Source organism: Bacillus sp. JNUCC-22, assembly GCF_018861275.1.
GTDB classification, from domain to species: Bacteria; Bacillota; Bacilli; order Bacillales; family Bacillaceae; genus Bacillus; species Bacillus velezensis.
The window spans coordinates 1,190,630-1,217,549 of sequence record NZ_CP076408.1; the positions used below are offsets into that span (position 1 = coordinate 1,190,630).

Here is a 26,920-nt window from a genome sequence, read left to right on the forward strand (position 1 = left end):
CTTTGATTGAAAGTAAGTGATTTTAGATCGCTTAGTTAAATGAATCTCTTGTCATACGATCGCCATCTATAGATGAGAATTATTACAAAGATGAGAGGAATGAATAAATTGGCAGAGAAATATGACAAGTGGACAAGATTACTTGATATGATTGAACCTAATTATGCTTTTGAATCAGCAGTTGTGGGTAACTCCATTTATGTATTAGGAGGTGCACGTAATCAAAAATATAACAAAAATTATAGTTTTGACACCATAAGTCAAAAATGGACGCAAGGATTAGACATACCCACGCCCAGGGTAGGTTCATGCACAGCAGTGATAGGTGATTATATTTATGTATTGGGCGGTTATAAGGGAGCAAATGTTTACAGCTCTGTAGATGTCTATGATACTAAAACAAATACATGGGGAAGTGCACCTGATATTCCGACCCCGACTTGCCATGCATCAGCCGCTGTTATTAACGATACAATTTATTTGATTGGGGGATTCGACACCGATGCTGCTCATTCGCAACATTATGCTTTTGATACTTTATCCAAAACTTGGAGTGTTAAAAAATCGCCCCCAATTAATATATATGCAACAGAAACTGAAGTTTTTAACGGAAAGATTTATTTAGTTGGCGGGCAAACTAAAGAAGTAGTTCAAGGACATATCAGAAGCGATCTAAACGAATATATTTACGAATATGATCCTGGTTTGGATAGATGGAATCGCAAAAAATTTTTAGGGCCTTTGCAAAATACTTCGACGGCTGTCCTTAATAATAAGATTTACATTATTGGCGGTAGAAAAAATCCAAGTGTAATTGAGCCTTTAACAAAAGTATATGATCCAATTAAAGATGAAATTAGCGTAGAAAAACCCTATCCTTTTGAAAGATATGATGCCAGAATAGCCGCAGTTGGAGACAATCTTTATCTTTTTGGCGGTCTAACGCCGTCTGGATATGCATTAGAATATCTGCATGCTCTTACTCCGGTAAAGACCGAAGAGGATAAAGATGGAGAACCGAAGAATCCTGAGGAACCACCAAATAAACAGCCCGCCAGTAATCGGGCAATTCTTCTTGTTACAATGACCACAGGTCTTGAGAAAGAATTTGATCTTTCAATGGAAGAGATTAAAGATTTTATCAGATGGTATGATCAAAAAAGTTCTGGAATAGGCTTATCTAGATATGTTATCGAGAAGCACTATAATAATATAGGGCCTTTTCAAAATAGAAGGGACCATATTGTTTTTGGGAACATTCTTACTTTTAATGTGAGTGAATACACTTTAGATAAATAAATAATTACCTGTTTCCTTCTGCGGCCCTCTTTTTAGAAAGAGGGCTTTTTTTATGAGGTGCTTATCCTTTTTCAGTTGCGTTTTTGTTTTATAATAATTTTCTCATCGGAGGCGGCATTTTTTGGATCAGAAAGGTGTTCGCCTTAATTGAGATATTGGTTGAATCTATAGATTCGCAGAGATAAAGGGGTCGTAAAAGATATGCCGTTTGGGATTTCAGCCTGTCTTTTGAGAAGGATCATTCTTCAATGACGCTTATTTCCCCCGTACCGAAAAAAAGTGAAACACGTTCTCCTCGCTTTTCATAGGTTTTTATAAGTCCTTCCTGCCCTTTAAGTTTCCAGCCTTTTTCGGCTATTTCCAATTGGTATAAACCGCTCGGACCTTCTTCTTCTTTTGCGAAACGGTATGTATAGTTTGAAACGTATTTTCCTTTTTCATATTCCTTTGTTTTGCTGTGCATAGCGAATAATGGCACCGGGAAATCCGGGTGAGAAACAGATGCTTTATATCCTCCTAAAATAAATAAGCTAAATAACAATAATATAAAAAAACACAGAATATATTTCATAAAACCTTCTTATGTCAATTAGTCGGTGCATTTTTAAAAAAGATACACCGCATGATTGGGTTGTAAAAGCGGGTAAGAAGATAAAGAAAGGAGAGAGACGGATGGAACTTGATTTTGTGATTCGTCTGGCGGTTGCGGGTCTGCTTGGGGCTCTTATTGGATTGGAGAGAGAATTCAGGGCGAAGGAAGCCGGTTTGAGGACGCATTTTTTAGTGGCCGTCGGCAGCGCCTTGATGATGATCGTTTCCAAATACGGCTTTTTTGATTTGTTATCCAACAGCCATACGTCCTTTGATCCGAGCCGGGTGGCGGCGCAGGTCGTCAGCGGCGTCGGATTTTTAGGAGCCGGCACGATTATTTTGCAGCGGCATGTCGTGCGGGGGCTTACGACGGCCGCGGGGATTTGGGCTACGTCGGGCATCGGGCTGACGATCGGGGCAGGTATGTATGTCATCGGCATCAGCGGCACGATTTTGGCGTTAATCGGGCTTGAACTGTTAAATTTTCTGTTTAAACCGGCGGCGCATTCTTTGTCTGTCAGTTTCAGGATTGAGGAGAAAGCCGTCATGCATGATATTTTAACTTCTCTTGAGGAAAAAGGAATTCTTATTACGTCCTATGAATTGAATAAGGCGGTGCTTGAAGTGAAGGGAAGGGTGAAAAGCAAAAGCGGGAAAGCGGCGGTAATGGAAAAAGTTCAAGCTCTCCCGTATATTCTGTCGGTCAAAGTTGAATAGCAGACAGGGGAAGCCTCCTGTCTGCAGTCATTTCTTTTCAAACATTAATACCAGGGATAGAACGGGATATACGGCCGCGGATAGTATGGATACGGTCTTGGGAAATAATAAGGCGGCCGCGGATAGTATGGATATGGTCTTGGGAAATAATAAGGCGGCCGCGGATAATGATATGGCACCCGTTCGTGGCTCTCGGCTGTGTATTCATGATAGAAAGGATCGTACAAGAGGAAAACCTCCTTTTCAAATGTTGGTTCCGTTTACCTTATTCCTGTATGCCGGGTATGGTGTACGTACAACGGGCAAAAAAAAAAGACGCCGGTTATCATCCGGCATCTTTTTTTACACTTTCACATCAATTGAATGTCCGGCAGTCGGGTGCTGGGACGGCAGCATTTTCACTGTTTCTTCCGCCGCAGCCTGTGCATGCTGCATGACCGTTTTTGTTAAAGCGATATTTACATTCTGCGCCAGAGATGCTTGGTGCATAGCGATTGATAACGCAGGGATATCCATAGCTTCCACCTCCTTATCCCTTCATATCGGCGGCATGCTCCGATTATGAAGGGGACTGGCGGTTTCTTTTTACGGCCCATTCTAAAAATGCGGCAGCGCATACCCCGAGGGTATAGGCGAAAATGTCACTCCAGACAAATTGCCAGCCGAGGATCAGCCCGCCGAGCGTGCTGCTTCTGATTGCGTCAATCCAAGGCGCGTGATACAGCTGGCTGCATTCAATCAGACAGCAAAACGAGAGGCTCAGGATAGCGGCTGTTTCCGTCCGGATGTGCCGAAATAAAAGCCCGAATCCTGTAAAAATCATTGCCGCCCACAAGGCATCTCCTAAATAAGCGTTTATGATGCCGGGCAATAGGGCGGTGATGTATGCGGTTCTGGACAGCAAACCGAGGGCGATGATAAAAACGGTACATATTCCGTATGTCAATGGATGTCTATTCACTTCACACTGTTCCCCTTTTTTTGTACTCCCATGTATTGTAAGGAACGACGGAAAAGCTGTCTATGAAAAAACGGCCCGGGAGGCCGCTTTTTTTGCGTTATCTGGCTTTTAGGTTGACGTGGTCTGCTTTTTGGTCACTGCCGATGACGAAGCGGAGCTCATACTGCCCCGTATGGTAGACGTAATCTGTTTCGCCCGTTTTTGGCACTGTCAGGATTTTGTCAGCGCTGCCGATTTGTTTGCTTAAGACGTCAGGTGTGACGCTGCCGAGGTTTAAGCGCCGCTCAACCCCTGTTCCGAAATAGCGTATTTCCGAGATTTTTCCGTTTTTATGATAGGAAAATCCATAACCGGGGTTTCCCATGTTCCAGCTGTATAAATCAAATGGATTGCGGCTGTCTGCTTTTTGTTCCGGCTCGCCGATTTTATCGTAAACGTCCTGTCTTGTGCTTTGGTTGATTTTCAGGCCTCTCACATTTTGCGGCATTTCCCCTTTAAACGCCGATTGGTAAAGGCTGTTCACCAGTTCTTGTGCACGTTGATTTTCCGTTTTTGAAGCGGCTGCGGCATGGACGGGCTGTATAACCGAAAATGCTTCTGCGCCGAATGCGCATCCCGTGAGCATCACTGCCGATAATCCCGTGGCGAGTGTTTTTTTCTTCAACATATGTGAACGCCTCCTTTTTACCGCTCATACCCGTATGTTTCCTGAGATAAACGAGATGTTTTAGTGAAAGGCCGGCTGGGAATCATAGAGGATGTATAGAGGGGTACAGAAAGGGGAAAAGAAAATGGCTGGTACAAAGAAAGTTACAATCAATGGGGTTGAAATGGAAGCGCCGGACGGCCAAACCGTTTTGCAGCTTTTGAACAATAGTTCAATTGACGTGCCGCACGTGTGTTATCATCCGAGTCTCGGGCCGATTGAAACGTGCGATACCTGTATCGTCAATGTTAACGGGGAACTGGTGCGTTCGTGTTCCGCGCAAATAAAGGACGGAGATGTCATCGATACGCTTTCGTCCGATGTGAAAAAAGCGCAGATTATCGGCATGGACAACATTTTGCACAACCATGAATTGTACTGCACGGTCTGTGATTACAACAATGGGAGCTGCGAAGTACATAATACCGTAAAGGAAATGAAAATCAATCATCAAAGCATTCCGTTCGATCAAAAACCGTATCCTAAAGATGAATCAAATCCGTTTTACCGATATGATCCCGACCAGTGCATTTTGTGCGGACGCTGCGTCGAAGCCTGTCAGGACGTACAGGTAACCGAAACGTTAAGCATTGATTGGGAGCGGAAACGCCCGCGGGTCATTTGGGATCAGGATGTGCCGATCAATGAATCATCATGTGTTTCCTGCGGACATTGCTCGACGGTATGTCCGTGCAATGCCATGATGGAAAAAGGCATGGAAGGCGAAGCGGGGTATTTAACAGGCATTAACCAAGAGACGCTTCGGCCGATGATTGACATCACAAAAGGGGTCGAAACCGGATACGGATCGATTTTGGCCATATCGGACATGGAATCGGCCATGCGGGATGAAAGAATCAAGAAAACGAAAACCGTATGCACATACTGCGGTGTCGGCTGCAGTTTTGATATATGGACGAAAGGAAGAGACATTTTAAAGGTAGAACCTCAGGCCGAGGCGCCAGCAAATGGCATTTCGACGTGTGTGAAAGGGAAATTCGGCTGGGATTTCGTCAATAGTGAAAAGCGCCTTACCAAACCGCTTATCCGGGAAGGAGACTCGTTTCGGGAGGCGGAATGGGATGAAGCGCTGCAGCTGATCGCTGATAAATTTACTGATATAAAAGAACATTTCGGCCCGGACGCACTTGCCTTTATCACATCTTCCAAATGCACGAATGAAGAATCATACGTGATGCAAAAGCTTGCAAGAGCTGTCATCGGCACAAATAATGTCGACAACTGCTCACGCTACTGCCAGTCTCCCGCCACGGCCGGATTGTTCAGAACGGTCGGATACGGCGGTGATTCAGGGTCGATTACAGATATAGAAAAAGCTGAGCTCGTGCTGATTATCGGCTCAAATACGTCTGAGTCTCACCCCGTCCTGTCCACACGCATTAAACGTTCACATAAACTGCACGGACAGAAGCTCGTCGTGGCTGACTTGCGAAAACATGAAATGGCCGAGCGCTCCGATGTGTTTTTCCAGCCGCGTGCCGGATCAGATATTGTCTGGCTGAATGCCGTATCGAAATATCTGCTTGATCACGATTTGGCGGATACTGCATTTCTGAAGGAGAGAGTGAACGGATTAGATGAATTCGTGAAAAGCCTTGAACCTTATACAATGGAATATGCGGAAAAACATACCGGTGTGGACAAGGATACCCTAATCAAAGTAGCCCGGATGATTCATGAAGCCGGTAGCGTGTGCGCACTGTGGGCGATGGGTGTCACCCAGCATATCGGAGGAAGTGATACGAGCACGGCCATTTCCAACATGCTTCTTGTGACCGGAAATTACGGCAAGCCCGGCGCAGGCTCATATCCGCTTCGGGGCCATAATAACGTGCAGGGAGCCAGTGATTTCGGCAGTATGCCTGACAGCTTCCCCGGTTATGAAAAAGTAACGGATGAAAAAGCCCGCAAAAAGTATGAGCAGGGGTGGGGAACAGACTTGCCGAAAGAAATCGGAATGACAAATCATGAAATGATCGAAGGCATCCACTCAGGAAAACTGAAGTCCATGTACTTAAAAGGAGAAGAAATGGGGCTTGTCGACTCCAATATTAACCATGTTCATGCCGCATTTGAAAAGCTTGATTTCTTCGTTGTGCAGGATATCTTTCTTTCGCGTACGGCCGAGTTCGCCGATGTCGTGCTTCCGGCAAGCCCGAGCCTTGAAAAAGAAGGGACGTTTACGAATACGGAACGGAGGGTGCAGCGCCTTTACAAAGTGTTTGAACCGCTGGGCGATTCAAAGCCTGATTGGCAGATCATTACGGACATCGCCAACCGTCTGGGCGCTGATTGGCACTATGAACATCCGGCAGACATTATGGAAGAAGCGGCGATGCTTTCGCCGCTCTACGCAGGCGTCACTTACGAACGTCTCGAAGGCTACAATTCACTGCAATGGCCGGTTGCAGCGGACGGAACCGATTCACCGCTTTTATTTACGGATAAGTTCCCGTTTTCAGACGGCAAAGCGATTCTATATCCCGTTCAGTGGACCGAGCCGAAAGAATTTGGTGAAGAATATGATATCCATGTGAATAATGGGCGGCTGCTCGAGCATTTTCACGAAGGGAATCTGACTTACCGATCAAAAGGAATATCCGAAAAAACACCGAGTGTGTTCCTTGAGGTCTCGCCCGAACTCGCCGAAGAAAGAGGGCTGGAAGACGGAACGCTTGTCCGTCTGACATCACCGTACGGAAATGTGAAAGTCAAATGCGTCATCACAGACAGGGTAAAAGGCAAACAAGTCTATCTTCCGATGAACGATTCAAAAGACGCCGCCATTAACCTTTTGACAAGCAGCTATGCCGATAAGGATACCGATACACCGGCTTATAAAGAAACATCAGCGAAGATGGAGATTTTGAAAAAAGAAGGCGTTAATCCGCTTCCGAAAATCAATTTCCGTTACGGAAACCCGCAGCCGCAGATCGGTGTCCGGGTTGATCGGAAATGGGCGCGTAAAGATTATGTATTCCCGGGAGACGCCGTAAAAAGGGGGAAACAGCAAAATGGCTAAAGCAATCAGCGGCATCCGAAAACAGACCGTCACAGAAGAAGACAAACGAAAAAAGGACTTAGAAGAGATCGAGACGGCTCTTTTACGAAATAAAGACGCGATTTTGGAATCTCTGCATATTCTTCAGCACATGAACGAGCGCGGCGTTTTGGCGCTTCTGCGCGGGCTCTTCGGCCAGGGAGACAAAGTGATGGATATCCTCGTGAAGAAGGCGAATACTCCGGAAACGGCCAATATGCTGAAAAATCTCCTGTTGTTAAGCGGCGTTCTCGGCATGCTCGATGTAAAACAGCTTGAGCCGTTTATCGTTAAAATCAATGCGGGGGTCACAAAGGCCGTCGAGGAAAAAGACAGCGGCAGGAAGACCGGGTATTTTGATATCGTCCGCGCTTTAAAAGACCCGGAAATCAACAAGGCCGTCACTCTGCTGTTTTCTTTCCTGAAAGGCATGGGCGCTGATACGGACGATATGGAAAGAAATACGCAGCCCCCTGAAGACCAAAAGCAGCACCAGAAACCGCAGACGAATGAGTGAACATATCTCCCGAGCCTGGCCGAAGGCTCGGGTTTTTTGTGCGCTTCTGCTGTTTTCTTGGGAGAAATTTCACCTCCGGATTCATGACTTTTGTTGTGTTATGTTAATAGTTAAGGTTATGAATAGAAAAAAATTGAAAATATGTGCTAGGATAAAATTCAAGGTACGTCAACTATTCAAATATGAAACAATCAGGAGTGATGAAACATGAGTAAGCTGAGGAGCACGAGACAAGCCATCCAAAGAACCCTGATGAAAGGAAAAAACGGCCTGGACGTATACAACCCTTTTCCTTGGTACGAAAAAATGAGACGGGAAAGCCCTATACACTTTGATGAAGAAACGAAGGTTTGGAGTGTGTTTTTATACGATGATGTCAAAAAAGTCATCAGTGATAAAGAGACGTTCTCAAGCCTCATGACTGATGTGAAAAGCTCGATTGCAAAGTCCATGCTGAATATGGACCCGCCGAAGCATACCCAAATCAGATCCGCCGTCAATCGCGCTTTCACTCCCCGCGTCTTGAAGGAATGGGAGCCGAGAATTAAAGACATTACCGATCATCTCCTGAAACAGGCAAAGAACAAAGGGCGGATTGATATCGTTAAAGATCTCTCTTACCCTTTGCCGGTCATGGTGATTTCAGAATTATTAGGCGTTCCGTCCGAACGTATGGATCAGTTTAAAAAATGGTCGGACATTCTCGTCAGCATGCCGAAAGATGCGAGTCCTGAAGCGGCGGAGAAAAATCAGCAGGAACGTGACCAATGTGAGGCGGAGCTGGCGGCGTTTTTTGCGGAAATAATAGAAAGCAAACGAAAACAGCCCGGCCAAGACATTATTTCTATTTTGATAAAAGAGGAAGAAGAGGGAGAGAAGCTCACGGCAGAAGATCTGATCCCGTTTTGCAACCTGCTTTTAGTGGCGGGAAATGAAACAACGACTAATCTCATTTCAAATGCGGTTTACAGCATATTAGAGACGCCCGGCCTTTATGAAGAGCTGAGACAGGACCCTTCTCTCATCGCGCAAACGGTGGAAGAAACGCTGCGTTTTCGCGCTCCCGCTCCGTTTGTCAGAAGGACGGTCCGGCACGACACTGAACTGCGCGGACGCCGCTTGAAAAGCGGGGAGATCGTTCTCTGCTACGTTGCATCTGCCAACCGTGATGAAAACAAATTTGAGAAGGCGGGCGTATTTGATATTCATCGCCAATCGAATCCGCACCTTTCCTTCGGATTCGGCGTACACTTCTGCTTAGGCGCTCCGCTTGCCAGACTTGAAGCGGAAGTCGCGCTGAAAGGAATTGTAAAAGCCTTTTCACACCTTGAGCCCGTTCGGATTGAGCCGATCCGAAACAGTGTCATGTACGGGCTGGAGTCTTTAGAAGCGGAGATAAACGAAAATAAGGGAGAAGAAAAAAGATGAGAAAAACACATATCGCCATTATTAATGTGGCCGCTCACGGTCATGTCAATCCCACGCTGCCTGTAGCCGAGGAACTTGTCAATCGCGGGTATAAAGTGACATTCGCTACGACTGAGGAATTCGAAGCTTCCGTTGCCAAAACGGGCGCCATTCCCGTTTTATACCGCACAAGCATAAAGGCGGACCCGGAGACGATAAAAGAACGGGTAAATAAAAATGATGCGTTTGTGATGTTTCTGGAAGAAGCGGTTGAAGTGCTTCCGCAGCTGGAAGAGCTGTACAAAGACGACCTTCCTGACATCGTCCTGTTTGATTTTTTAGCTCTTGCCGGAAAATTGTTTGCGGATAATGGCGGCATCCCGGCCGTAAAGTTCTGCCCGAGCTATGCAATGAATGAGTATTTTCAATTAGGAAGAGACGAAGAAACACTGGAAGCGGCCAAACAGGCGATAGAAGAATACCAGGAGCAGATTGAAAATGAACAATTGAAACGGATGACAATGGAAGAATTTTTTATGCCTGAAAAACTGAATATTGTCTTTATGCCAAGGGCCTTTCAGCCGAAACAGGAAACCTTTGATGAACGATTCTGTTTTGTGGGTCCGTCTCTTGGAGAACGCACAAATACGGGAAGTCTGGAAATTGATGCAGCCGATGACCGTCCGCTTATGCTCATCTCACTGGGAACGGCGTTTAACGCCTGGCCTGAATTTTACCAGATGTGTATTGACGCGTTTCGGGACTCGGACTGGCGGGTTATTATGTCAGTCGGCACAACAATTGATCCGGAAAGTTTTTCGGATGTCCCCGATCACTTTATCATCCGCCAGCACGTTCCTCAGCTTGATGTGCTGGAGAAAGCAAAGCTGTTCGTATCTCACGGCGGGATGAACAGTACAATGGAGGCGATGAATGCGGGTGTCCCGCTCGTTGTCGTTCCGCAAATGCACGAACAAGAGGTCACCGCAAAGCGTGTGGATGAATTGGGGCTTGGCGTGCATCTGCCGCCGAAAGAAGTCACTGTGGCCCGTTTGCAAAAAGACGTTCAAAACGTATACGGCGATAAAAACATCCTCAGCCGCGTGAAAAGCATGCAGCAGAAAATAGAAGAAACTGGCGGCCCCAAACAGGCTGTTTGCGCCATTGAAGAATTTTTGAAAAAGGCGGCCGTCGAAAATTGATTGAGAAACAGGCAGCGCACCGGAAGACGGCTGCCTGTTTTGTTATATGTTTTTCTTCATGCCGCATCTCCGGCATTCCCTCAAAAATTTTCCGCCCTTCACTGAGCTTTTAAACAGCGTGTAGTCGCAATTGTCACATCGGCCGCTGTGAACATCAGGATATTCATTGAACTCATAAATGACCGAAGTATCGTATCCTTTTGTCTCGAACTCTTTTTTTGTTTCCATGATTGAAAATCCCTCCGCGAATCAAATCGTTCTGCCCGGTTAATGATACAGCAACTGCACGGGGGATTCAACGGGAGCATAGCTTGATTTTCCCGGCTGATTGCGTAACAATAATAGAAATAAATGACGGCCTGCCATAGGGCGCCCGGCATCTGAAGGGAAGAAGAAAACAGCGATGGGAAAAGGATTGAACGGGAAACGGATTGCCATCGGCGGTTCGCGGAAAACAGAAGAGATCACAAGATTAATAGAAAAGCAGGGCGGAACGGCGGTCGTCCGTTCCCTCCAAGGAACCGTATACCTGGCGGAGGATCAAATTGAACCCGACGTAAGAACATTTGCCGGGCAAAAAGCCGACTGGGTAATATTCACCACAGGCATCGGTACGGAAACGTTATTGTCGGTATCGGAAAAAATCGGTCTGAAAGAAGAATTTTTAGCGGCCGTTCATGAAGCGAAAATCGGCTGCAGAGGCTATAAAACATATGCGGCCTTAAAAAAGCTCGGCATCACGCCGCATGCCTCAGATGAAGACGGTACAACAAGAGGGCTGATCCGCTCCTTGGAACGATTTGACTTTAAAGATAAAAAAGTCATGATACAGCTTCATGGCGAAAAAGCGCCGGTCTTAACGGAGTTCCTTGAGAAAAACGGAGCGGAGGTATTCCCTGTTCTGCCGTATCAGCATATTCCGCCTGAAAGGGAGACGGTTGATAAACTGCTGGGAGAGCTGTTAAACGGAGAGGTCGATGCCGTATGTTTTACAACAGCCATTCAAGTGCGCTCTCTCTTTGATTATGCAAAAGAAAAAGGATCCACAAAAGAATTGCAGCAGGCATTCGAAAAACAAGTGCTTGCCGCCGCAGTCGGCAAAGTGACGGCTGAAGCGATCCGGGATGAAGGGGTAAAGAGGGTCCTTGCTCCGGACATTGAGCGGATGGGAGCGATGATTATTGAATTATCCCGTTACTATGAATCTCTGACCTTGTCATAAACCATCATTCAGCAGGGAAAAAAGCCTACGCTTCCCTGCTGAATTTTTTTAATTGCCAGTGTTCCGTGAAAAGGGAAGGATATGTCAAGGCGCTGAGTATGATACATGTAAGAAGAGCGGAGGCCATCGTTGTAAAAACGATCAGCAGCTGAAAGCGCACCGCCTGTATCGGATCAGCCCCCGCTAAAATCTGCCCCGTCATCATGCCGGGAAGCTGAACGAGACCCAATGTTTTCTGGCTTTCAAGCGTCGGGATCATACTGAGCTTCATACTGGACGTCAATATCTGCCGGACGGCCTGCTTAGGCGTTCCTCCGAGAGAGAGAATCAGCTGGATTTCTTCTTTCCGCAGGTCTGCTTCCGAACTGAGCCTGCTTAAAAACAGGCTTGAGAGCACCATGGAGTTTCCGATGACCATGCCGCTTATCGGAATGACATATCTTGAAGTGAACGGAATGATGTGAAGGGTCAGTAAAAGTCCCTGCGTCACGGTTTCCGCGATCGCCAGTGTCAGAAAAACGCGCCAAAATGAGCCGATCCGCATTTTTTTCCGTTTGGAGACATTGTGCGAAGCGGCCGTGAGCATGAGAAGCACCATTAATATGATAAATATCGGGTGATCACCGCGAAAAATCAGCGACAGCACATAGCCGATGATGAGAAGCTGAATGACGGCCCTGACGGTTGCGACGATCATATCCTTTTCGACCCCGGCTTTAAAAGATTTAGACAGGAATAAAGCAATAATGACAAATATACTTGTCAATAATAGAGAAAGATCATTCATATCAGCACCCGCTCCCTTGTAAAAGCGCCCGGGCCTTTTCGTGTTTCGGTTCCTTAAAGAACGTTTTCGTTTCCGCGGTCTCTAAAAGCCGTCCCTCAGCCATAAACCATACCGTATCGGATAATCGTTCCGCTTGTTCAAGGTTATGGGTGATCCACAGGACCGTCAGCTGTTTTTGCCGATGGAGTTTCGTAATCAGTTTCTCAATGATGAGAACGGATGACGGGTCCAGCGCCGATGTGATTTCATCCAGCAGCAGGATGGACGGCAGTCCGGCGAGGGTTCGCGCTAATGAGAGCTTCTGCCGCTGGCCTCCGGATAATTCTTTTGCATTTCGATCCAGAAGCACGCGCGGAAGGTCTGTAAAATCTGCGAGCTTTTCAGGCGTATAGTGCTGTGCCCCGTGGAGTTTTTCTGCGAGCAGAAGGTTGTCCCGCACCGTTCCCTCGAGGACGGGAGCTGATTGAAATGCAAGGCCCGCGGTTTTTCTGAGCTCTCTGATGTCCCAGTGTCTTATTTCTTTTCCGAATACAAGCACTTCCCCTTCATCAGGTGTATTCATCAGATTGCACAGTGACAGCAATGTGCTTTTTCCCGCGCCGGAAGGCCCTATCAACGCCGTGATAGAACCTTTTTGAATATGTCCGGTTACACGGCTTAGGACATCAAAGGACGTATTGTTTTGTTCAAAGCGTTTGCCGGCTGACAGAAAAGATATTGCCGGAATTTCTTCTTTCATACAGGAGGACACCTTTCGTAAAAAAATCAGGAACCGGTGAGATTGGCTGACGTTTGCTCAGCCGTTTTCTGGTCTGTCTGCCGGGAAGCGAATGTATGCATGACCATTCCCGCAATAATAATGAACAGTCCGGCAAATGAAAGAAGTGACGGAAACGCCGCGGATAAAAAGACGATTTCGCCGATCAGTGCAAAAAGAACCTCTCCGGACTGCGTCGCTTCAACAGCAGCGAGCTTCTGCGGCTCATTCCTCACCATATCGGTGGCGCGGAAAAATAATACTGTTGCGATAACGCCAGAGCTGAGTGCGACGATAAAGGATTGGAATGTCTGTCCCATTGACGGAAGCCCGTCTCTATGCCAGCCGAAAGCGGCGATCAAAAGCCAAAACGGAAGGCTTGCGAGCGTCATGCCGAGCACCCGCTGAAACGTATCGAGTTTTCCGCCGTATTGTTCCAGCATTTTGCGGTTGCCGAGCGGATAGGAAAAAGCGGCGATGACGACCGGCACAACGCTGAATAGTATCGTGCGGCCGGACAGAGAACCCGCATGCTGAAGCTGAATCAGACCGGCTCCGATCAGGATGATGACGGAAGTAACCAGCGAAATCAGCGGGATCTTTTGTCTGGCGGAAACCGGGCCCGCCGGTGAATTTTTTGTTTCGTAGAAAAACGGCGACAGAAGCACACCCGCGACAATTGTAATCTGCCACGTGCCGGCGATCAGCCAGCCCGGCCCATATGCCGCCGCAAACGTAATCGGGGCATAAAAAAGCACGAACCCGGTAAAACTCCACTTCAGCCAAAAAAACGGTTTTTTTCGGATTTCATGCCAGAGCGGCGCCCATTTTCCTTTCACATAAACGATCAAAAATAAAAACGGAACCATAAAAAGAAAACGCAGGGAAGAGCTCCACATCCAGCTTCCGCCGGAAAGCTCCATCGCCCTGTTTAAAATAAAGGTGACTGCAAAAAACAGAGATGCCAATATTCCGATCACGATGGCTTTCATTAAATCCCTCATTTTGACACATATTTTTTTATACTATACTATTCACCGGCAGGCTTCGCAATGGAATATGAGAAAATAGCGTTTTAACAAATGATGAATGGGAAACAGACATATACGGAGGTGAAAACAATGCAGAAAGAGGATATTCAAGTGCTTTATTTTGAAGATGACGGCCGCATTCCGAATAACCCGAATCTTCCGCTTGTTATTTATAACGCGGTATTTAATGAAGAAACGGTACAGAAAGCAGAGTCCGTCCTCCGCCGGCACGATTGGTCGAACAGCTGGACGGGCGGAGTATTTCCGTATCACCATTTTCACAGCACCACGCACGAAGTTCTTGTCGCGGTAAAAGGAAACGCGGTTTTGAGGTTCGGCGGGGAACAAGGAGCGGACGCCGTTCTTCAAATGGGAGACGCAGCGGTCATTCCGGCCGGCACCGGACATAAAAAACTGTCGGGCAGTTCTGATTTTACCGTGATCGGGGCTTATCCGGGCGGCCGGCAGTACGATACAAAAACGGAGAAAAATGATAGAACTTCAGAAGAAATCAGCCGTGTCCCGCTCCCGGAATGCGACCCCTTTACGGGAAAAACGGGCCCGCTATTAAAATTGTGGGAAAAATGACAGGGGAAAAGCGGATGGTCTGTAAAAAAATAGCCTAAAAGAAACGTTATTACACCCCCGCCATATAAATAATTTCATAAACGAAACAATTCACGTTCAAATTTTGTTCAAAAAGTGTTATTATATAAGAGTAAATCAAATTGGGGTTTTTTATGTTTGCTATTTTCAGAGAGGAAAAAGAAATTTTGACTTATTCAATTGTTTTTGTTGATATAAAAATAATACTGGATATGGCAAAGTGAAAAACTGGGTAGTAAACATTTATTTTTGTAAATGATTGTGCATGAATTCACAATCTTGCTTTTTCATGCTTTTCTGCATGAAGGGGGAAAGGCTACCCTTTCCAAAAAAATCAGCATACTGCTTATAGTAAAGGAGAATCGGATATGCCAGAAACAATCGATCAAACAAATGCATCTGTCAGCCAAGGCCAACGCGATCTTATTGATCAGCTGCTAAAACCTGAAGTTCAAGAATCACTGACTGTTTTAGTGGATCAGCTTCCAAAACTGACTGAGTTAGTAAATATTTTAACGAAGTCTTATGATTTTGCACAGTCTGTAGCGACAGACGAAGTATTGAAGAGCGATACAGTGGGTGCGCTTACAGAAATTCTTGAGCCGGTGAAAGAAACAGCGAAAGAAGTGGCGGCTACTGCGATCGAAGCAAAAGACCGCGCGGATGCAAGCAATGAAACGATCGGACTTTTCGGCCTGCTGCGCATGCTGAAAGACCCTCAAGCTCAAAAGCTGTTCCGTTTTGCTAACAGCTATCTTGAAATCATGAACGAAAAACAAAAATAATCTCAGATTCAAATTGATATAAAGGACGGAGGATATACGATGTCAAAACATATTGTCATTTTAGGCGCTGGTTACGGCGGAGTTCTTTCTGCTTTAACCGTTCGCAAACATTACAGTAAAGATGAAGCACGCGTAACCGTTGTGAACAAATACCCGACTCACCAAATCATTACGGAACTGCACCGCCTTGCAGCCGGCAACGTGTCTGAACAGGCTGTTGCTATGCCGCTTGAAAAACTTCTGAAAGGAAAAGACGTCGACATTAAAATCGCAGAAGTCAATTCTTTCTCAGTTGATAAGAAAGAAGTTGCCCTTTCTGACGGTTCTAAGCTGACTTATGACGCGCTTGTTGTCGGACTTGGTTCTGTTACGGCTTATTTCGGCATTCCTGGACTCGAAGAAAACAGCATGGTGCTGAAATCTGCTGCTGATGCCAACAAAGTATACAAACACGTGGAAGACCGTGTGCGTGAATACGCTAAAACGAAAAACGAAGCTGATGCAACGATCCTTATCGGCGGCGGCGGCTTAACAGGCGTTGAGCTTGTCGGTGAGCTTGCTGACATCATGCCGAACCTTACGAAAAAATACGGCGTAGATCCGAAAGATATCAAACTGAAATTAGTAGAAGCAGGTCCGAAAATTCTTCCTGTTCTTCCTGATGATCTTATCGAACGCGCGACAAAAAGTCTTGAAAAACGCGGCGTTGAGTTCTTAACAGGTCTTCCTGTTACAAATGTTGAAGGAAACGTTATTGATCTGAAAGACGGTTCAAAAGTCGTTGCCAACACATTTGTATGGACAGGCGGCGTACAAGGCAACCCGTTAGTCGGCGAATCCGGCCTTGAAGTGAACCGCGGCCGTGCGACGGTTAACGATTTCTTACAATCTACTTCTCATGAAGATGTATTCGTTGTCGGAGACAGCGCTGTATACTTTGCGCCGGACGGCCGTCCGTACCCGCCGACAGCGCAAATCGCTTGGCAGATGGGTGAACTTGTGGGTTACAACCTGTTCGCTTACTTAGAAGGAAAAACGCTTGAAACATTCAAGCCTGTAAACTCTGGTACGCTTGCAAGCCTCGGACGTAAAGACGCGGTTGCCATCATCGGAGCGAACTCTACTCCGCTGAAAGGTCTTCCGGCATCTTTAATGAAAGAAGCAAGTAACGTACGTTATTTAACACATATCAAAGGATTATTCAGCCTCGCTTACTAATCCTTAAGATCACACAGAAGACATTGCCGGACTTTCTCGGCAGTGTCTTTTTTTTAACGGATACAATTTTCTGAAAAATAAAATAAAAATGATTGATATGTGAGAAAGAGGAAGCTAAAATAAAAAAGAACCATTTTGTTAACGTTAACATTTTTTTAAGAGGGAGGATGAAAGTGTGAAAGCTTTTATGGGTGATGATTTTTTACTGGATAGTACAACGGCCGTAAAGCTGTACAGGGAATACGCCGAAAACATGCCGATCATTGATTATCACTGTCACTTAAGCCCAAAGGAAATCTATGAAAATAAAACCTTCGCAACGATTACGGAGGCATGGCTTTACGGTGACCACTACAAGTGGCGGATCATGAGGGCCAACGGCATTGAAGAGCGCTGCATTACCGGAAACGCTTCAGATGAAGAGAAGTTTTTCGCCTGGGCAAAAACGGTGCCGATGGCGATAGGCAATCCGCTGTACAGCTGGACGCATTTAGAGCTGCAGCGCTGGTTCGGCATTTATGACGTATTGAATGAAAAAACGGCCGCGGCAATTTGGAAAAAAACGAATGAGCTCCTGCAGGGAGACGGGTTTGGCGCAAGGGATCTCATTCTGAAATCAAATGTCAAAGTCATTTGCACAACCGACGATCCTGCCGATGCGCTGACATACCACGAACTGTTGAAAGAAAGTGATTTTCCGGTTCAAGTGCTGCCCGGATTTCGGCCTGACAAAGGACTGGACATCAGCAGCCCGGGTTTTGCCGATTGGGTCCGTTCGCTGGAGAGCGCTTCCGGAATGGCTGTCACCACCTACCAATCGTATTTAGATGCGTTAGAATCCCGCGTCCGCTTTTTTCACAATGCCGGGGGAAGAGTGTCGGATCATGCGTTAGATCAAATGGTTTATGCCGAGACGACCGAAGAGGAAGCGGCCCGGATTTTTGCAGCCGGATTAAGCGGAGAGCATGTGTCTTTTGAAGATGAAAAGAAATTCAGAACACGGACACTGCAATATCTTTGCGGTCTTTACGCCGAACTGGACTGGGCGATGCAGTTCCATATTAACGCGTTAAGAAATACCAATACAAATAAGTTCAGCAGCCTCGGTCCTGATACGGGATATGACTCAATTAATGATGAACGTATCGCAAAACCGCTTGCCCGGCTGTTAGATGCCGCCGAAAAAAAGCGGCAATTGCCTAAAACGATTTTGTATTCTTTGAATCCGAATGACAACTATATTATCGCCAGCATGATCAACAGCTTTCAGGATGGGAAAACACCGGGGAAAATTCAATTCGGCACAGCCTGGTGGTTCAATGACACGAAAGATGGAATGCTCCAGCAAATGAAAGCGTTATCAAACACAGGCCTGTTCAGCCGTTTTATCGGGATGCTGACGGATTCAAGAAGTTTCCTGTCCTATCCCCGCCATGAATACTTCAGGCGGCTTGTCTGCACGCTGATCGGCGGCTGGGCGGAACAAGGCGAAGCGCCTTACGATATGGAGCTTTTAGGAAAGATTGTCGAGGGGATTTGTTACCGGAATGCTGAGGAATATTTCCGCTTTTAAAAAATGGAATGAAAGAGGTGGCCTATGAGTAATGTGCCTGTCGTGACAGCACCTGCCGCAAAAGTGAAGGAGCATAAGCTGAGTCTGAAAGAAAAAGTATCCTATGGTTTTGGAGATTTTGGGAACGGATTTATGTTTGATCTCGGGCAGATCTATTTGCTGAAGTTTTTCACAGATGTCGCAGGCATTCCGGCAGCGTTCGCCGGCAGTATTTTTTTGGTCAGCAAGCTGTTTGCGGCTTTGACTGATCCGATTGTCGGCTCGGCCATTGACTACAGAAAAAAGATCGGACCCCGGGGGAAATTCAGGCCGTACTTATTATTCGGAAGTATTATTCTTGCGGTCATGACCGTATTGATTTTTGTGTCACCGGACGTGAGCGTCACCTGGAAGCTTGTGTACGCCTATGCTTCTTACATGCTGTGGGGGGTCGCTTATTCTTTCGTCAATATTCCGTACGGCTCTCTCGGCGCGGCCATTACACAGGATGCGGAGGACAGAACGGCGCTTTCCGCATTCCGCCAGATAGGCTCCCTCGGCGCGCTGCTCATTACAAGTGTCATCGTCATCCCGATTCTTGTTCATTTTGATAACGTTCACATCGGCTACCCGGCAGTCATGGGAATGATGGCCGTAATCGGAATCGCGGGATTTATGATCTGCTACCGAAACTGCAAAGAAAGAATTATCGTCCGTGAAGCGCCGAAAGAAAAGCTGTCCGTCATGTCGGTTTTCAAATGCTTTATCGGCAACAAACCGCTTCTGACCGTCGTTTTCATGACGATTTTCTCAATATCGGCATATAACATTAAATCCGCTATGCTTGTTTACTTCGCCCAGTACAATCTCAACAATGCGGAGCTGATGTCCTACATGAGTTTTATCATCATCGGTTCTTCATTTTTAGGTGTTTTGTTTATGCCGAAACTCGTCAAACGTTTCGGAAAAAAGCAAACGGTGATGATCGGTTTTGCCGTCAGCGCCGCGGCTGATGCGCTGAATTTCTGTCTGCCGTCAAATGTATATATCTTTACGGCGTTAGCGAGCATTGCTTTTATCGGGATCAGCATACCAAACGGCATTACGTGGGCGCTTGTGTCGGACATTATTGATTACGGGGAATGGAAGACGGGTGAACGGAAGGAGGCGACGACATATTCGCTTTTCAACTTCTCCAGAAAACTCGCCCAATCTTTATCAGGTTTTCTTTCAGGCATCGGGCTGAGCGTTATCGGCTATATCCCGAATGCATCTCAGACAAAAGGCACGCTGATCGGGATTAAAGGGCTTCTGCTGCTGTACCCGGCTTTCGCTTTAGCGTGCGCCATGCTGATTATCGGTTTGATGTATAAGCTGACGGACCGGCAGCATGCCGAGCTCGTTCAGGACTTACATCATGCAAAACCTTAACTTTAGTGATTTTATGGACTGTCCGTTAATGGTACAATAGAAATAAATGACAGCATACAGAAAGAAAGGAAAAACGATGGTAACCATAAAAGATATCGCAAAACTCGCCAACGTATCCCACACAACCGTATCCCGGGCACTTAACGGCAGCCCCTACATTAAAGAGCATACAAAACAGAAAATATTAGAGCTCGCTTCACAGCTGAATTACACACCGAATGTAAATGCAAAAAGCCTTGCCATGCAAAAGTCCCATACGATCGGGCTGTTTTTTACAAGCATCACAAACGGAACCTCACACAGCTTTTTTTCCGATACCATCAAAGGTGTAAACCGCACAATCAGTGAGGAATACAATTTGTTCGTCCGCGCGATTGACGACCTGAAAAGCTTTGAAACCATTACGCCCATGAGATATGACGGAATCATTTTAATGAGCCAAAGCGACAGTGATAATTCATTTATTTATCATATCCGCGAGAAAAACATCCCGCTTGTCGTGCTGAACCGGGACATTGATGACCGGAGCATCACGAATATCCTGTCAAACGATAAAGAAGGCTCCAGACAGGCGGTCGACTGCCTGATCGCAAACGGACACAGAGATATCGCGATCATTGAGGGAAAGGAAGGATTCAGGTCAACTTCTCAGCGGAAAGAAGGCTATTTGACATCTTTAATTGATCATTCTATTCCGATTAAGCATGAATACAGTGTAAAAGGCCGCTATGATATGGAAAGCGGCAGTCAGGCGATGGAAAAACTCTTGGCGCTTCAATCACCGCCTACGGCTGTTTTTTGTTCAAACGATGATATGGCGATCGGGGCGATGAACGCCATTTTCGCCAAGGGCCTGAACGTTCCGGAAGATATATCCGTTATCGGGTTTGATGACATCGGCATTTCCCAATACATGACGCCGAGGCTTTCGACAGTAAAACGCCCGGTTGAAAACATCAGCATACTTGGCGCAGAGAAGATTTTGGCGCTAATCGCCGACCCGGATACGGCGGCGGAAAAAATATATGAAAACACCGAGGTGATGATAAGAGATTCCATTAAAAAACTCACATAACGGCCCGTCTGAATATCCGGGTTTTCACACGGAGAAATGTTAACGTGTGCATAAATACAGAAGGAGGCGGACAGCTTGCAGCAGCTGAATAAAAAGATGTGCGGCGAATACATTCAATATCCTGAAAAAGTCCTTCAGTTCGGTGAAGGCAACTTTTTGCGGGCTTTCGCTGACTGGCAGATCGATCAATTGAATCAATTGACGGATTTTAACGGAAGCGTTGTCGCCGTACAGCCGAGAGGCTCTGAGAAAATAAAACGTTTAAACGAGCAGGACGGTTTATTTACGCTTTTTTTGCAGGGGATAAAGGACGGAAAACCGGCTGAAGAACACATGATCGTCAAATCCATCAGCCGCGGCATTGATCTTTTTTCTGACTATGATTCCTTTAAACGGCTGGCAGCACAAGAGGAGCTTCGTTTTATCATTTCCAATACGACAGAAGCGGGAATTACGTTTGAGAAAGGCGACCGGCTTGAGGATAGACCTCAAAAAACATTCCCCGGGAAATTAGCGGCGTTCCTTTATTTCCGCTATAAGGCATTTGCGGGTGACGCCGAGAAAGGGTGTATTGTGCTTCCATGTGAACTGGTCGAAGAAAACGGACGGAAACTGAAGGCGGCCGTGCTTCAATATGCCGGGCTGTGGGAGCTGGAACCTGGTTTTACTCAATGGATTCATGACGCGAACATCTTCTGCAATACCCTCGTGGATCGGATTGTTCCCGGATTTCCTGTTGATACCGCGGAAGAACTTACCGATTTTCTCGGATACGAAGACCGTCTGCTTGTGGTTGGTGAGCATTATTATTTGTGGGTGATAGAAGGGCCGGAACAGCTTCAGAATGAGCTTCCTTTTGCTGAGGCCGGGCTGAACGCACTGATCACGTCTGACCTTACGTCTTACAGGACAAAAAAGGTGAGAATCTTAAACGGCGCTCACACGGCATTGGCGCCAGTGGCTTTACTATACGGACTGCAAACCGTCCGGGAAGCGGCTGAGCACGAGGTGACGGGCAGATTCATTGAAGAGCTGATCAATGAAGAAATCCTCCCTGTGCTGCAAATGGAGGATGTCACCCAATACGCGGCAGATGTGTTACAGCGGTTTAAAAACCCTTATATCCACCATTATCTGCAAAGCATTACCCTTAACGCCGCCGCGAAATTCAAAACAAGAAACCTGCCGACGCTGAAGGCTTATATCGAACAGGAGGGCCGGCTACCTGAGAAGCTGGTATTTTCGTTCAGCGCCATGATCTATTCATACTGGAACGGACCGAACAAACCGGCTGACTGCGAGGAGGTTCTTAACCGTTTTCAAATGGCTCGGTCCCATTGCAAAGATGATATGTTTCAAGCGGCGTCTGCCATATTAGGAGAAGACCGGTTGTGGGGAAAGAATCTGAACCATCTTCCGGGGCTGACTGAACGAACGGCTTTTTTTCTGTCTGTCATTCATGAGCGGGGTATGAAGCAGGCGATACATGAATGCTGCGGCAAAAAGGGGGAAGTGAAATGAAAGAGGTCATAAAAATCCATAAAAACGATAACGTGCTTCTCGCCATGCGCCATTTTAACAAAGGGGAGCGGCTGCATACAGACGGACTGACGATTGAAGTGAAGGACCCTGTAAAGCGGGGGCATAAAATCGCGCTGCAAACCATTGAAGAAAACGGCAGCATCATTAAATACGGTTTTTCAATCGGGCGTGCGACAAGGCGGATTTCGGCCGGCGAGCATATTCATACCCATAATCTGCAAACGAATTTATCCGATGTGCAAGAATACACGTATTCACCGCGCTTCGAGGACAATCCTTTTACAAATGAGAACCGGACATTTAAAGGCTACAGAAGAGAAAACGGTACATCCGGCGTCCGGAATGAACTGTGGATCGTGCCTACAGTCGGCTGCGTTAACGGCGTCGCTGAGAAAATCCTGCAGCGCTTCGTAAAAGAGGCGAAAGACATTGCGCCCTTTGACAATGTGCTGGTTTTAAAGCACCAATACGGCTGCTCCCAGCTTGGCGATGATCATGAGAATACGAAACAAATGCTGATGAACGCCATCCGTCATCCAAATGCGGGCGGTGTGCTGGTTTTAGGGCTCGGCTGTGAAAATAATGAGCTGGCGGCGATTAGGGAAACGCTTTCTGAAGTGAATGGAGATCGGGTGAAATTTCTCGAATCACAAGCTGTCACAGATGAAATTGAAGCGGGTACTGCGCTTCTTAAAGAGATACACCTTGCGGCAAAGGGAGATAAACGTGAGGAGATTCCGCTGTCAGAATTGAGCATCGGATTGAAATGCGGCGGGTCGGACGGTTTTTCCGGCATCACCGCAAACCCTTTATTAGGGAGATTTTCAGATTACTTGATTGCACAGGGAGGGAGCACGGTCTTAACGGAGGTGCCTGAGATGTTCGGCGCTGAGACGATTCTCATGCAGCGTGCGGCGAGTGAAGAAGTGTTTCATAAAACAGTCCGATTGATCAATGATTTCAAGCAATATTTTATGAAGCACGAGCAGCCGATTTATGAAAACCCGTCACCTGGGAATAAGGAAGGCGGCATTTCAACGCTCGAAGACAAGTCGCTCGGCTGCACCCAAAAAGCCGGTCTTGCACCGGTTTCTGATGTGCTGACATACGGTGAAACACTGAAAACAAAGGGATTGACACTGCTCAGTGCGCCCGGCAATGATTTAATCGCTTCTTCAGCGCTCGCCGCGGCGGGCTGTCACATCGTTTTGTTTACAACCGGAAGAGGCACGCCGTTCGGCACATTTGTCCCGACTGTGAAAGTATCAACAAATACCGATTTATTTCAATCAAAGCCTCATTGGATTGATTACAACGCGGGCAGATTGGCGGAAGACCAAACAACAGAAGATCACATTGTAAGAGATTTTATTCAATACATTATTAAAGTTGCAAGCGGAGAATTCGTCAATAACGAAAAAAACGATTTTCGGGAGCTTGCAATCTTTAAGTCCGGTGTGACGTTATAAGGGAAAAGGCGATCTGACAACAGACCGCCTTTTTTATATTAGTTTTATTCCGCTGATTAAAATAATCGCCGCCATCACAAACTGCAGGGGGCGCGGTGAGAATTTCGGCGAAAAGAAGCTGCCGAGAAGCACACCCGGCACAGAGCCGATCAACAGATTCAATACAAGCAGGTAATCGACGCTTCCGAAGCTTGCGTTTAACAGACCGGCAGCAGTTACGAGCAGAAAGGCATGTGCGATATCCGTTCCCACCACTTCTGCCGTTTTCATTCTGAACAGGTATAACATGGCGATTGCAAATAATGAGCCGGACCCAATAGATGTCAGGCCGACGATGAAGCCGAAAATGACGCCGATCAGTATCATGAGTGTCCGCTTTTCTTCAAGCGTTTTTTGCTGCCAGCGGTTCGGCCGCAGTCTTTTATCGAAAAAAAGGCGGGCGATAATGGAAATGGCGACAAGGGTCAGTACGTAGCCGAGCGCCTGTTTGATAATCTGCTCCTGATGCTGGTGAAAAGCGGGAAACAAGTGAAGAACACCGATGGCGGCTGTTGCGCTGGGAATGCTTCCGAGCGCCAAGTAACCGACAAGTTTAAATTGAACGGTGCGCTGCTTCCAATGAGAAACGACACCGAACAGTTTGGTGATGGAGTTATATAAAAGGTCAGTGCCGACGGCGATTGAGGGGTTGATCCCCAAAACGATCAGTAAAGGAGTCAAAAGCGCTGCTCCTCCCACACCCGTCAATCCGACAAGCGTTCCGACAAAGAAACCCATAAACACAATGCTTACTGTCATCTGTGTGCCTCCTGAATAATCCTACTATTTTTATCAGATTATATATGATTAAGAGGCGGTAATCAATTAAATTTTCGGAAAATTTTATACAGAACAAAAAATCCGCCAGCCTGCTGTTATGTCGCAGACCGGCGGATGGCCGGATTATGATTTTTGCTGATAAAACGGAAGTTCCGTGTGGCCCATTTCTCTGACATACACGAAAAGATTGCCTTTATGATGAATTTCATGCTCCATGGCAAGCTGAAGGAGAGCCGCGCCGGTCACTTTTCTGCCGAAAGAGGCGGTCAGGTCAATTTCGCGGTTCAGCTGCTCTTCTGTCAGCTGTGACAGGATGTCTGTCGTTTTTTCAGTACACGTTTCAGCCAGTTTGACGAGGTCTGTTTCTGCTTCTTCTTTCGGTTTGTTCTGGATGGCTGATGCGTTTCCGTCGTTAATGACGTTTGCAAACATAAGAAAAGAATAAACCATGTGTTTTACAAGTTCCTGAGCGGACATTGATGTCTCTGCCGGCTTGTAATCGTAATGTTCGCGGCTGATTTTTTCCGCCAGCTCAATCGTCACGTTTCGATGTGACAGAAAGTGGCTGACCAATTGATTTTGTGCTGTCATGTGAAAACCCCCATTTAATACAGAATAAAAAGCTGCAAGGATATGCTATATCAACGGCACGGAAGAAACAAGCAATAAGCTTGTGACGGAGATAAATCGTTGCGGATATCCGAAATTCGACAATTGCGGTCTTTTTGCGTTCTTCTTTTTCTAGCAAATATGATAAAATATGACATATCTCGGTCATTCCAAAAGGGGGGATTTATTGAGGATGAAGCAGACTATTCCGTCCTCTTTTGTCGGGCTCAAAATTAATGAATGGTATACCCATATCCGGCAGTTTCACGTCCTTGAGGCGGAGCGCGTCAAACGTGAAGTAGAGAGAGAGATCGAGGATATGGAAGAAGATCAGGATCTGCTGCTGTATTATTCATTAATGGAATTCAGACACCGTGTCATGCTGGATTACATCAAGCCCTTAAAAGAGGACCCTTCTCAGCCTGAGTTTTCAGAATTATTGGAAGACATTGAAGGCAACCAGTATAAACTGACAGGACTGCTTGATTACTACTTTAATTTTTTTCGAGGAATGTACGAATTTAAACAGAAAATGTTCCTAAACGCCATGATGTATTACAAACGGGCTGAAAAAAACCTTGCACTCGTTTCTGATGACATCGAGAAAGCTGAGTTTGCTTTTAAAATGGCCGAGATATTTTACAACCTGAAACAAACCTACGTCTCCATGAGTTATGCCGTTCAAGCCCTTGAAACGTACCAATCGTATGAGACGTACAACGTCCGCAGAATCCAATGTGAATTCGTTATTGCAGGGAATTATGATGACATGCAGTATCCAGAAAGAGCATTGCCCCACTTAGAACTTGCTTTAGATCTTGCAAAACAAGAAGGCAATCCCCGTCTTATCAGTTCAGCCTTATATAATCTCGGAAACTGTTACGAAAAAATGGGAGACCTCTCTAAAGCAGCCGAATATTTTGAGACATCCGTTTCCATTTGCAGGTCAGAAAAGTTCGATAATCTTCCGCATTCTATTTACTCATTAACACAGGTTCTTTATAAACAGAACACTACAGCCGAAGCAGAGAAGCAATACCGCCTCGGGCTCAGTATCGCCCGCGAATACAATGATGAATTGTTTGTGAATCTGTTCCAATTTTTACATGCGTTATACGGCAAGGAAATGGATAACGCATCCGTCAGGCACACGTTTGATTTTCTGGAAGAACACATGCTGTATCCGTATGTGGAAGAATTGGCGCATGATGCTGCCAAATTTTACATGAAACACGGACAGCCTGAAAAAGCGCTCACGTTTTATGAAAAAATGGTGCACGCCCAAAAACAAATCCAGAGAGGAGATTGTCTATATGAAATCTAAACTGTTGTCAGGATTGCTGCTTGTTGCTGTCGGGTTCAGCTTTACACAGGTGATCGGCCATGAAAGCCATTTGGAAAATCAAGCGGACGGCACATTCCATATTGCCGCGCGCAACCAAACATAACATAAAGACCCTTCTTTGGAAGGGTCTTATTTTTTGCATGCGTATCCATTCCATTTTTATCCGAATGCAGGGTCTATATGCTCAAGTTATCTGTCCTACGAATGCCAC

Annotated in this window: 27 protein-coding genes and 1 pseudogene; 17 read left to right on the forward strand and 11 right to left on the reverse strand. The window is 46.3% G+C overall.

Annotation, left to right across the window (positions count from 1 at the left end):
- Nucleotides 1-99: 99 nt before the first annotated feature.
- Nucleotides 100-1,299 (forward strand): Kelch repeat-containing protein, encoded by a 1,200-nt coding sequence (locus JNUCC22_RS06165; protein ID WP_223198278.1) that lies wholly within the window; start codon nucleotides 100-102, stop codon nucleotides 1,297-1,299.
- 238 nt (nucleotides 1,300-1,537) lie between these two features.
- On the opposite strand, the gene JNUCC22_RS06170 is transcribed toward JNUCC22_RS06165, so the two are convergent.
- Nucleotides 1,538-1,762 carry a hypothetical protein gene (locus tag JNUCC22_RS06170; RefSeq protein WP_225307346.1) on the reverse strand — a complete coding sequence of 75 codons (225 nt, stop codon included), beginning with the start codon at nucleotides 1,760-1,762 and terminating at the stop codon, nucleotides 1,538-1,540.
- 209 nt (nucleotides 1,763-1,971) lie between these two features.
- On the opposite strand from JNUCC22_RS06170, the gene JNUCC22_RS06175 reads away from it, so the two are divergent.
- Nucleotides 1,972-2,607, forward strand: a complete 636-nt coding sequence (locus JNUCC22_RS06175; RefSeq protein WP_007407316.1) for an MgtC/SapB family protein — start codon at nucleotides 1,972-1,974, stop codon at nucleotides 2,605-2,607.
- Between the two features lie 86 nt (nucleotides 2,608-2,693).
- Here the strand turns inward: JNUCC22_RS06175 and JNUCC22_RS06180 are convergent.
- The 4 genes and pseudogenes from JNUCC22_RS06180 to JNUCC22_RS06195 form a co-directional block, all read right to left on the reverse strand.
- Nucleotides 2,694-2,834 (reverse strand): annotated as a pseudogene (locus tag JNUCC22_RS06180) (hypothetical protein); the annotation flags it as partial.
- A gap of 115 nt (nucleotides 2,835-2,949) precedes the next feature.
- Entirely contained in the window at nucleotides 2,950-3,123 is a 174-nt protein-coding gene (locus JNUCC22_RS06185) for a YjfB family protein (protein ID WP_012117340.1), read from the reverse strand.
- Between the two features lie 43 nt (nucleotides 3,124-3,166).
- Nucleotides 3,167-3,568 (reverse strand): ribosomal maturation YjgA family protein, encoded by a 402-nt coding sequence (locus tag JNUCC22_RS06190; RefSeq protein WP_029325856.1) that lies wholly within the window; start codon nucleotides 3,566-3,568, stop codon nucleotides 3,167-3,169.
- A 97-nt stretch (nucleotides 3,569-3,665) separates the two neighbouring features.
- On the reverse strand, nucleotides 3,666-4,235 hold the full coding sequence (locus JNUCC22_RS06195) for a YjgB family protein (protein ID WP_025284586.1): 570 nt from the start codon (nucleotides 4,233-4,235) through the stop codon (nucleotides 3,666-3,668).
- A gap of 124 nt (nucleotides 4,236-4,359) precedes the next feature.
- Here JNUCC22_RS06195 and fdhF point away from each other — a divergent pair, with 124 nt between their 5' ends.
- The 4 genes from fdhF to JNUCC22_RS06215 all read left to right on the forward strand — a co-directional run bounded on the left by fdhF (nucleotide 4,360) and on the right by JNUCC22_RS06215 (nucleotide 10,461).
- Nucleotides 4,360-7,317 (forward strand): formate dehydrogenase subunit alpha, encoded by a 2,958-nt coding sequence (gene fdhF / locus JNUCC22_RS06200; RefSeq protein ID WP_076423932.1) that lies wholly within the window; start codon nucleotides 4,360-4,362, stop codon nucleotides 7,315-7,317.
- The gene (locus JNUCC22_RS06205; protein ID WP_012117344.1) at nucleotides 7,310-7,852 is read left to right on the forward strand and encodes a helical membrane plugin domain-containing protein; all 543 of its coding nucleotides are present in this window, start codon (nucleotides 7,310-7,312) and stop codon (nucleotides 7,850-7,852) included. Before fdhF ends, JNUCC22_RS06205 begins: the two co-directional genes overlap by 8 nt.
- A gap of 207 nt (nucleotides 7,853-8,059) precedes the next feature.
- Entirely contained in the window at nucleotides 8,060-9,280 is a 1,221-nt protein-coding gene (locus tag JNUCC22_RS06210; RefSeq protein WP_052827305.1) for a cytochrome P450, read from the forward strand.
- Complete coding sequence (locus JNUCC22_RS06215; protein ID WP_063095543.1) at nucleotides 9,277-10,461, forward strand: macrolide family glycosyltransferase; 1,185 nt, start codon at nucleotides 9,277-9,279, stop codon at nucleotides 10,459-10,461. The genes JNUCC22_RS06210 and JNUCC22_RS06215 overlap by 4 nt, the downstream gene beginning before the upstream one ends.
- Before the next feature lie 42 nt (nucleotides 10,462-10,503).
- Here the strand turns inward: JNUCC22_RS06215 and JNUCC22_RS06220 are convergent, their stop codons facing one another.
- Nucleotides 10,504-10,689: a DUF8096 family protein gene (locus tag JNUCC22_RS06220; RefSeq protein WP_003154919.1), complete on the reverse strand. Its 186-nt coding sequence runs from the start codon at nucleotides 10,687-10,689 to the stop codon at nucleotides 10,504-10,506.
- Nucleotides 10,690-10,864: 175 nt separating this feature from the next.
- Here JNUCC22_RS06220 and JNUCC22_RS06225 point away from each other — a divergent pair, with 175 nt between their 5' ends.
- Entirely contained in the window at nucleotides 10,865-11,683 is an 819-nt protein-coding gene (locus JNUCC22_RS06225; protein WP_032871243.1) for a uroporphyrinogen-III synthase, read from the forward strand.
- Between the two features lie 25 nt (nucleotides 11,684-11,708).
- On the opposite strand, the gene fetB is transcribed toward JNUCC22_RS06225, so the two are convergent.
- From fetB to JNUCC22_RS06240, 3 genes are read right to left on the reverse strand one after another with little or no spacing between them, the layout of a single operon-like run.
- A complete protein-coding gene (gene fetB, locus JNUCC22_RS06230; protein ID WP_015239663.1) occupies nucleotides 11,709-12,470 on the reverse strand; it encodes an ABC transporter permease in 762 nt (253 codons plus the stop codon).
- 1 nt (nucleotide 12,471) lies between these two features.
- Entirely contained in the window at nucleotides 12,472-13,209 is a 738-nt protein-coding gene (locus tag JNUCC22_RS06235) for an ABC transporter ATP-binding protein (protein WP_072588992.1), read from the reverse strand.
- A gap of 26 nt (nucleotides 13,210-13,235) precedes the next feature.
- On the reverse strand, nucleotides 13,236-14,219 hold the full coding sequence (locus JNUCC22_RS06240) for a DMT family transporter (protein ID WP_007407303.1): 984 nt from the start codon (nucleotides 14,217-14,219) through the stop codon (nucleotides 13,236-13,238).
- 129 nt (nucleotides 14,220-14,348) lie between these two features.
- Between JNUCC22_RS06240 and JNUCC22_RS06245 the strand changes: the two genes are divergently transcribed.
- The 8 genes from JNUCC22_RS06245 to JNUCC22_RS06280 all read left to right on the forward strand — a co-directional run bounded on the left by JNUCC22_RS06245 (nucleotide 14,349) and on the right by JNUCC22_RS06280 (nucleotide 23,936).
- On the forward strand, nucleotides 14,349-14,846 hold the full coding sequence (locus tag JNUCC22_RS06245) for a cupin domain-containing protein (protein ID WP_007407302.1): 498 nt from the start codon (nucleotides 14,349-14,351) through the stop codon (nucleotides 14,844-14,846).
- A 386-nt stretch (nucleotides 14,847-15,232) separates the two neighbouring features.
- Nucleotides 15,233-15,649, forward strand: coding sequence for a DUF1641 domain-containing protein (locus tag JNUCC22_RS06250; RefSeq protein ID WP_003154908.1), 417 nt, complete (start codon nucleotides 15,233-15,235; stop codon nucleotides 15,647-15,649).
- A 39-nt stretch (nucleotides 15,650-15,688) separates the two neighbouring features.
- The gene (locus tag JNUCC22_RS06255; protein WP_197200250.1) at nucleotides 15,689-16,867 is read left to right on the forward strand and encodes an NAD(P)/FAD-dependent oxidoreductase; all 1,179 of its coding nucleotides are present in this window, start codon (nucleotides 15,689-15,691) and stop codon (nucleotides 16,865-16,867) included.
- Nucleotides 16,868-17,042: 175 nt separating this feature from the next.
- Nucleotides 17,043-18,440 carry a glucuronate isomerase gene (gene uxaC / locus JNUCC22_RS06260; protein WP_081093612.1) on the forward strand — a complete coding sequence of 466 codons (1,398 nt, stop codon included), beginning with the start codon at nucleotides 17,043-17,045 and terminating at the stop codon, nucleotides 18,438-18,440.
- 24 nt (nucleotides 18,441-18,464) lie between these two features.
- Nucleotides 18,465-19,850, forward strand: coding sequence for an MFS transporter (locus tag JNUCC22_RS06265; RefSeq protein ID WP_020955674.1), 1,386 nt, complete (start codon nucleotides 18,465-18,467; stop codon nucleotides 19,848-19,850).
- A gap of 76 nt (nucleotides 19,851-19,926) precedes the next feature.
- On the forward strand, nucleotides 19,927-20,925 hold the full coding sequence (locus JNUCC22_RS06270; RefSeq protein WP_007407297.1) for a LacI family DNA-binding transcriptional regulator: 999 nt from the start codon (nucleotides 19,927-19,929) through the stop codon (nucleotides 20,923-20,925).
- A gap of 75 nt (nucleotides 20,926-21,000) precedes the next feature.
- Nucleotides 21,001-22,446 (forward strand): tagaturonate reductase, encoded by a 1,446-nt coding sequence (locus tag JNUCC22_RS06275; protein WP_053104242.1) that lies wholly within the window; start codon nucleotides 21,001-21,003, stop codon nucleotides 22,444-22,446.
- Complete coding sequence (locus JNUCC22_RS06280; RefSeq protein WP_039062935.1) at nucleotides 22,443-23,936, forward strand: UxaA family hydrolase; 1,494 nt, start codon at nucleotides 22,443-22,445, stop codon at nucleotides 23,934-23,936. The genes JNUCC22_RS06275 and JNUCC22_RS06280 overlap by 4 nt, the downstream gene beginning before the upstream one ends.
- Before the next feature lie 33 nt (nucleotides 23,937-23,969).
- Here the strand turns inward: JNUCC22_RS06280 and JNUCC22_RS06285 are convergent, their stop codons facing one another.
- Nucleotides 23,970-24,734, reverse strand: a complete 765-nt coding sequence (locus JNUCC22_RS06285; RefSeq protein WP_020955677.1) for a sulfite exporter TauE/SafE family protein — start codon at nucleotides 24,732-24,734, stop codon at nucleotides 23,970-23,972.
- A gap of 144 nt (nucleotides 24,735-24,878) precedes the next feature.
- Nucleotides 24,879-25,346 carry a DinB family protein gene (locus tag JNUCC22_RS06290; protein WP_025284602.1) on the reverse strand — a complete coding sequence of 156 codons (468 nt, stop codon included), beginning with the start codon at nucleotides 25,344-25,346 and terminating at the stop codon, nucleotides 24,879-24,881.
- Nucleotides 25,347-25,551: 205 nt separating this feature from the next.
- Here JNUCC22_RS06290 and JNUCC22_RS06295 point away from each other — a divergent pair, with 205 nt between their 5' ends.
- Together JNUCC22_RS06295 and JNUCC22_RS06300 are read left to right on the forward strand one after the other, a co-directional pair.
- Nucleotides 25,552-26,688, forward strand: coding sequence for a Rap family tetratricopeptide repeat protein (locus JNUCC22_RS06295; RefSeq protein ID WP_087920760.1), 1,137 nt, complete (start codon nucleotides 25,552-25,554; stop codon nucleotides 26,686-26,688).
- A complete protein-coding gene (locus tag JNUCC22_RS06300) occupies nucleotides 26,678-26,812 on the forward strand; it encodes a PhrA family phosphatase inhibitor (protein ID WP_003154881.1) in 135 nt (44 codons plus the stop codon). The genes JNUCC22_RS06295 and JNUCC22_RS06300 overlap by 11 nt, the downstream gene beginning before the upstream one ends.
- Nucleotides 26,813-26,920: the final 108 nt, after the last annotated feature.

Coding starts and splice junctions, on each gene's coding strand:
- JNUCC22_RS06165 (WP_223198278.1), top strand. CDS start 100: ATGAATAAATTGGCAGAGAAATATGACAAGTGGACAAGATTACTTGAT.
- JNUCC22_RS06170 (WP_225307346.1), bottom strand. CDS start 1,762: ATGCACAGCAAAACAAAGGAATATGAAAAAGGAAAATACGTTTCAAAC.
- JNUCC22_RS06175 (WP_007407316.1), top strand. CDS start 1,972: ATGGAACTTGATTTTGTGATTCGTCTGGCGGTTGCGGGTCTGCTTGGG.
- JNUCC22_RS06185 (WP_012117340.1), bottom strand. CDS start 3,123: ATGGATATCCCTGCGTTATCAATCGCTATGCACCAAGCATCTCTGGCG.
- JNUCC22_RS06195 (WP_025284586.1), bottom strand. CDS start 4,235: ATGTTGAAGAAAAAAACACTCGCCACGGGATTATCGGCAGTGATGCTC.
- fdhF (WP_076423932.1), top strand. CDS start 4,360: ATGGCTGGTACAAAGAAAGTTACAATCAATGGGGTTGAAATGGAAGCG.
- JNUCC22_RS06205 (WP_012117344.1), top strand. CDS start 7,310: ATGGCTAAAGCAATCAGCGGCATCCGAAAACAGACCGTCACAGAAGAA.
- JNUCC22_RS06210 (WP_052827305.1), top strand. CDS start 8,060: ATGAGTAAGCTGAGGAGCACGAGACAAGCCATCCAAAGAACCCTGATG.
- JNUCC22_RS06215 (WP_063095543.1), top strand. CDS start 9,277: ATGAGAAAAACACATATCGCCATTATTAATGTGGCCGCTCACGGTCAT.
- JNUCC22_RS06220 (WP_003154919.1), bottom strand. CDS start 10,689: ATGGAAACAAAAAAAGAGTTCGAGACAAAAGGATACGATACTTCGGTC.
- JNUCC22_RS06225 (WP_032871243.1), top strand. CDS start 10,865: ATGGGAAAAGGATTGAACGGGAAACGGATTGCCATCGGCGGTTCGCGG.
- fetB (WP_015239663.1), bottom strand. CDS start 12,470: ATGAATGATCTTTCTCTATTATTGACAAGTATATTTGTCATTATTGCT.
- JNUCC22_RS06235 (WP_072588992.1), bottom strand. CDS start 13,209: ATGAAAGAAGAAATTCCGGCAATATCTTTTCTGTCAGCCGGCAAACGC.
- JNUCC22_RS06240 (WP_007407303.1), bottom strand. CDS start 14,219: ATGAAAGCCATCGTGATCGGAATATTGGCATCTCTGTTTTTTGCAGTC.
- JNUCC22_RS06245 (WP_007407302.1), top strand. CDS start 14,349: ATGCAGAAAGAGGATATTCAAGTGCTTTATTTTGAAGATGACGGCCGC.
- JNUCC22_RS06250 (WP_003154908.1), top strand. CDS start 15,233: ATGCCAGAAACAATCGATCAAACAAATGCATCTGTCAGCCAAGGCCAA.
- JNUCC22_RS06255 (WP_197200250.1), top strand. CDS start 15,689: ATGTCAAAACATATTGTCATTTTAGGCGCTGGTTACGGCGGAGTTCTT.
- JNUCC22_RS06265 (WP_020955674.1), top strand. CDS start 18,465: ATGAGTAATGTGCCTGTCGTGACAGCACCTGCCGCAAAAGTGAAGGAG.
- JNUCC22_RS06270 (WP_007407297.1), top strand. CDS start 19,927: ATGGTAACCATAAAAGATATCGCAAAACTCGCCAACGTATCCCACACA.
- JNUCC22_RS06280 (WP_039062935.1), top strand. CDS start 22,443: ATGAAAGAGGTCATAAAAATCCATAAAAACGATAACGTGCTTCTCGCC.
- JNUCC22_RS06285 (WP_020955677.1), bottom strand. CDS start 24,734: ATGACAGTAAGCATTGTGTTTATGGGTTTCTTTGTCGGAACGCTTGTC.
- JNUCC22_RS06290 (WP_025284602.1), bottom strand. CDS start 25,346: ATGACAGCACAAAATCAATTGGTCAGCCACTTTCTGTCACATCGAAAC.
- JNUCC22_RS06300 (WP_003154881.1), top strand. CDS start 26,678: ATGAAATCTAAACTGTTGTCAGGATTGCTGCTTGTTGCTGTCGGGTTC.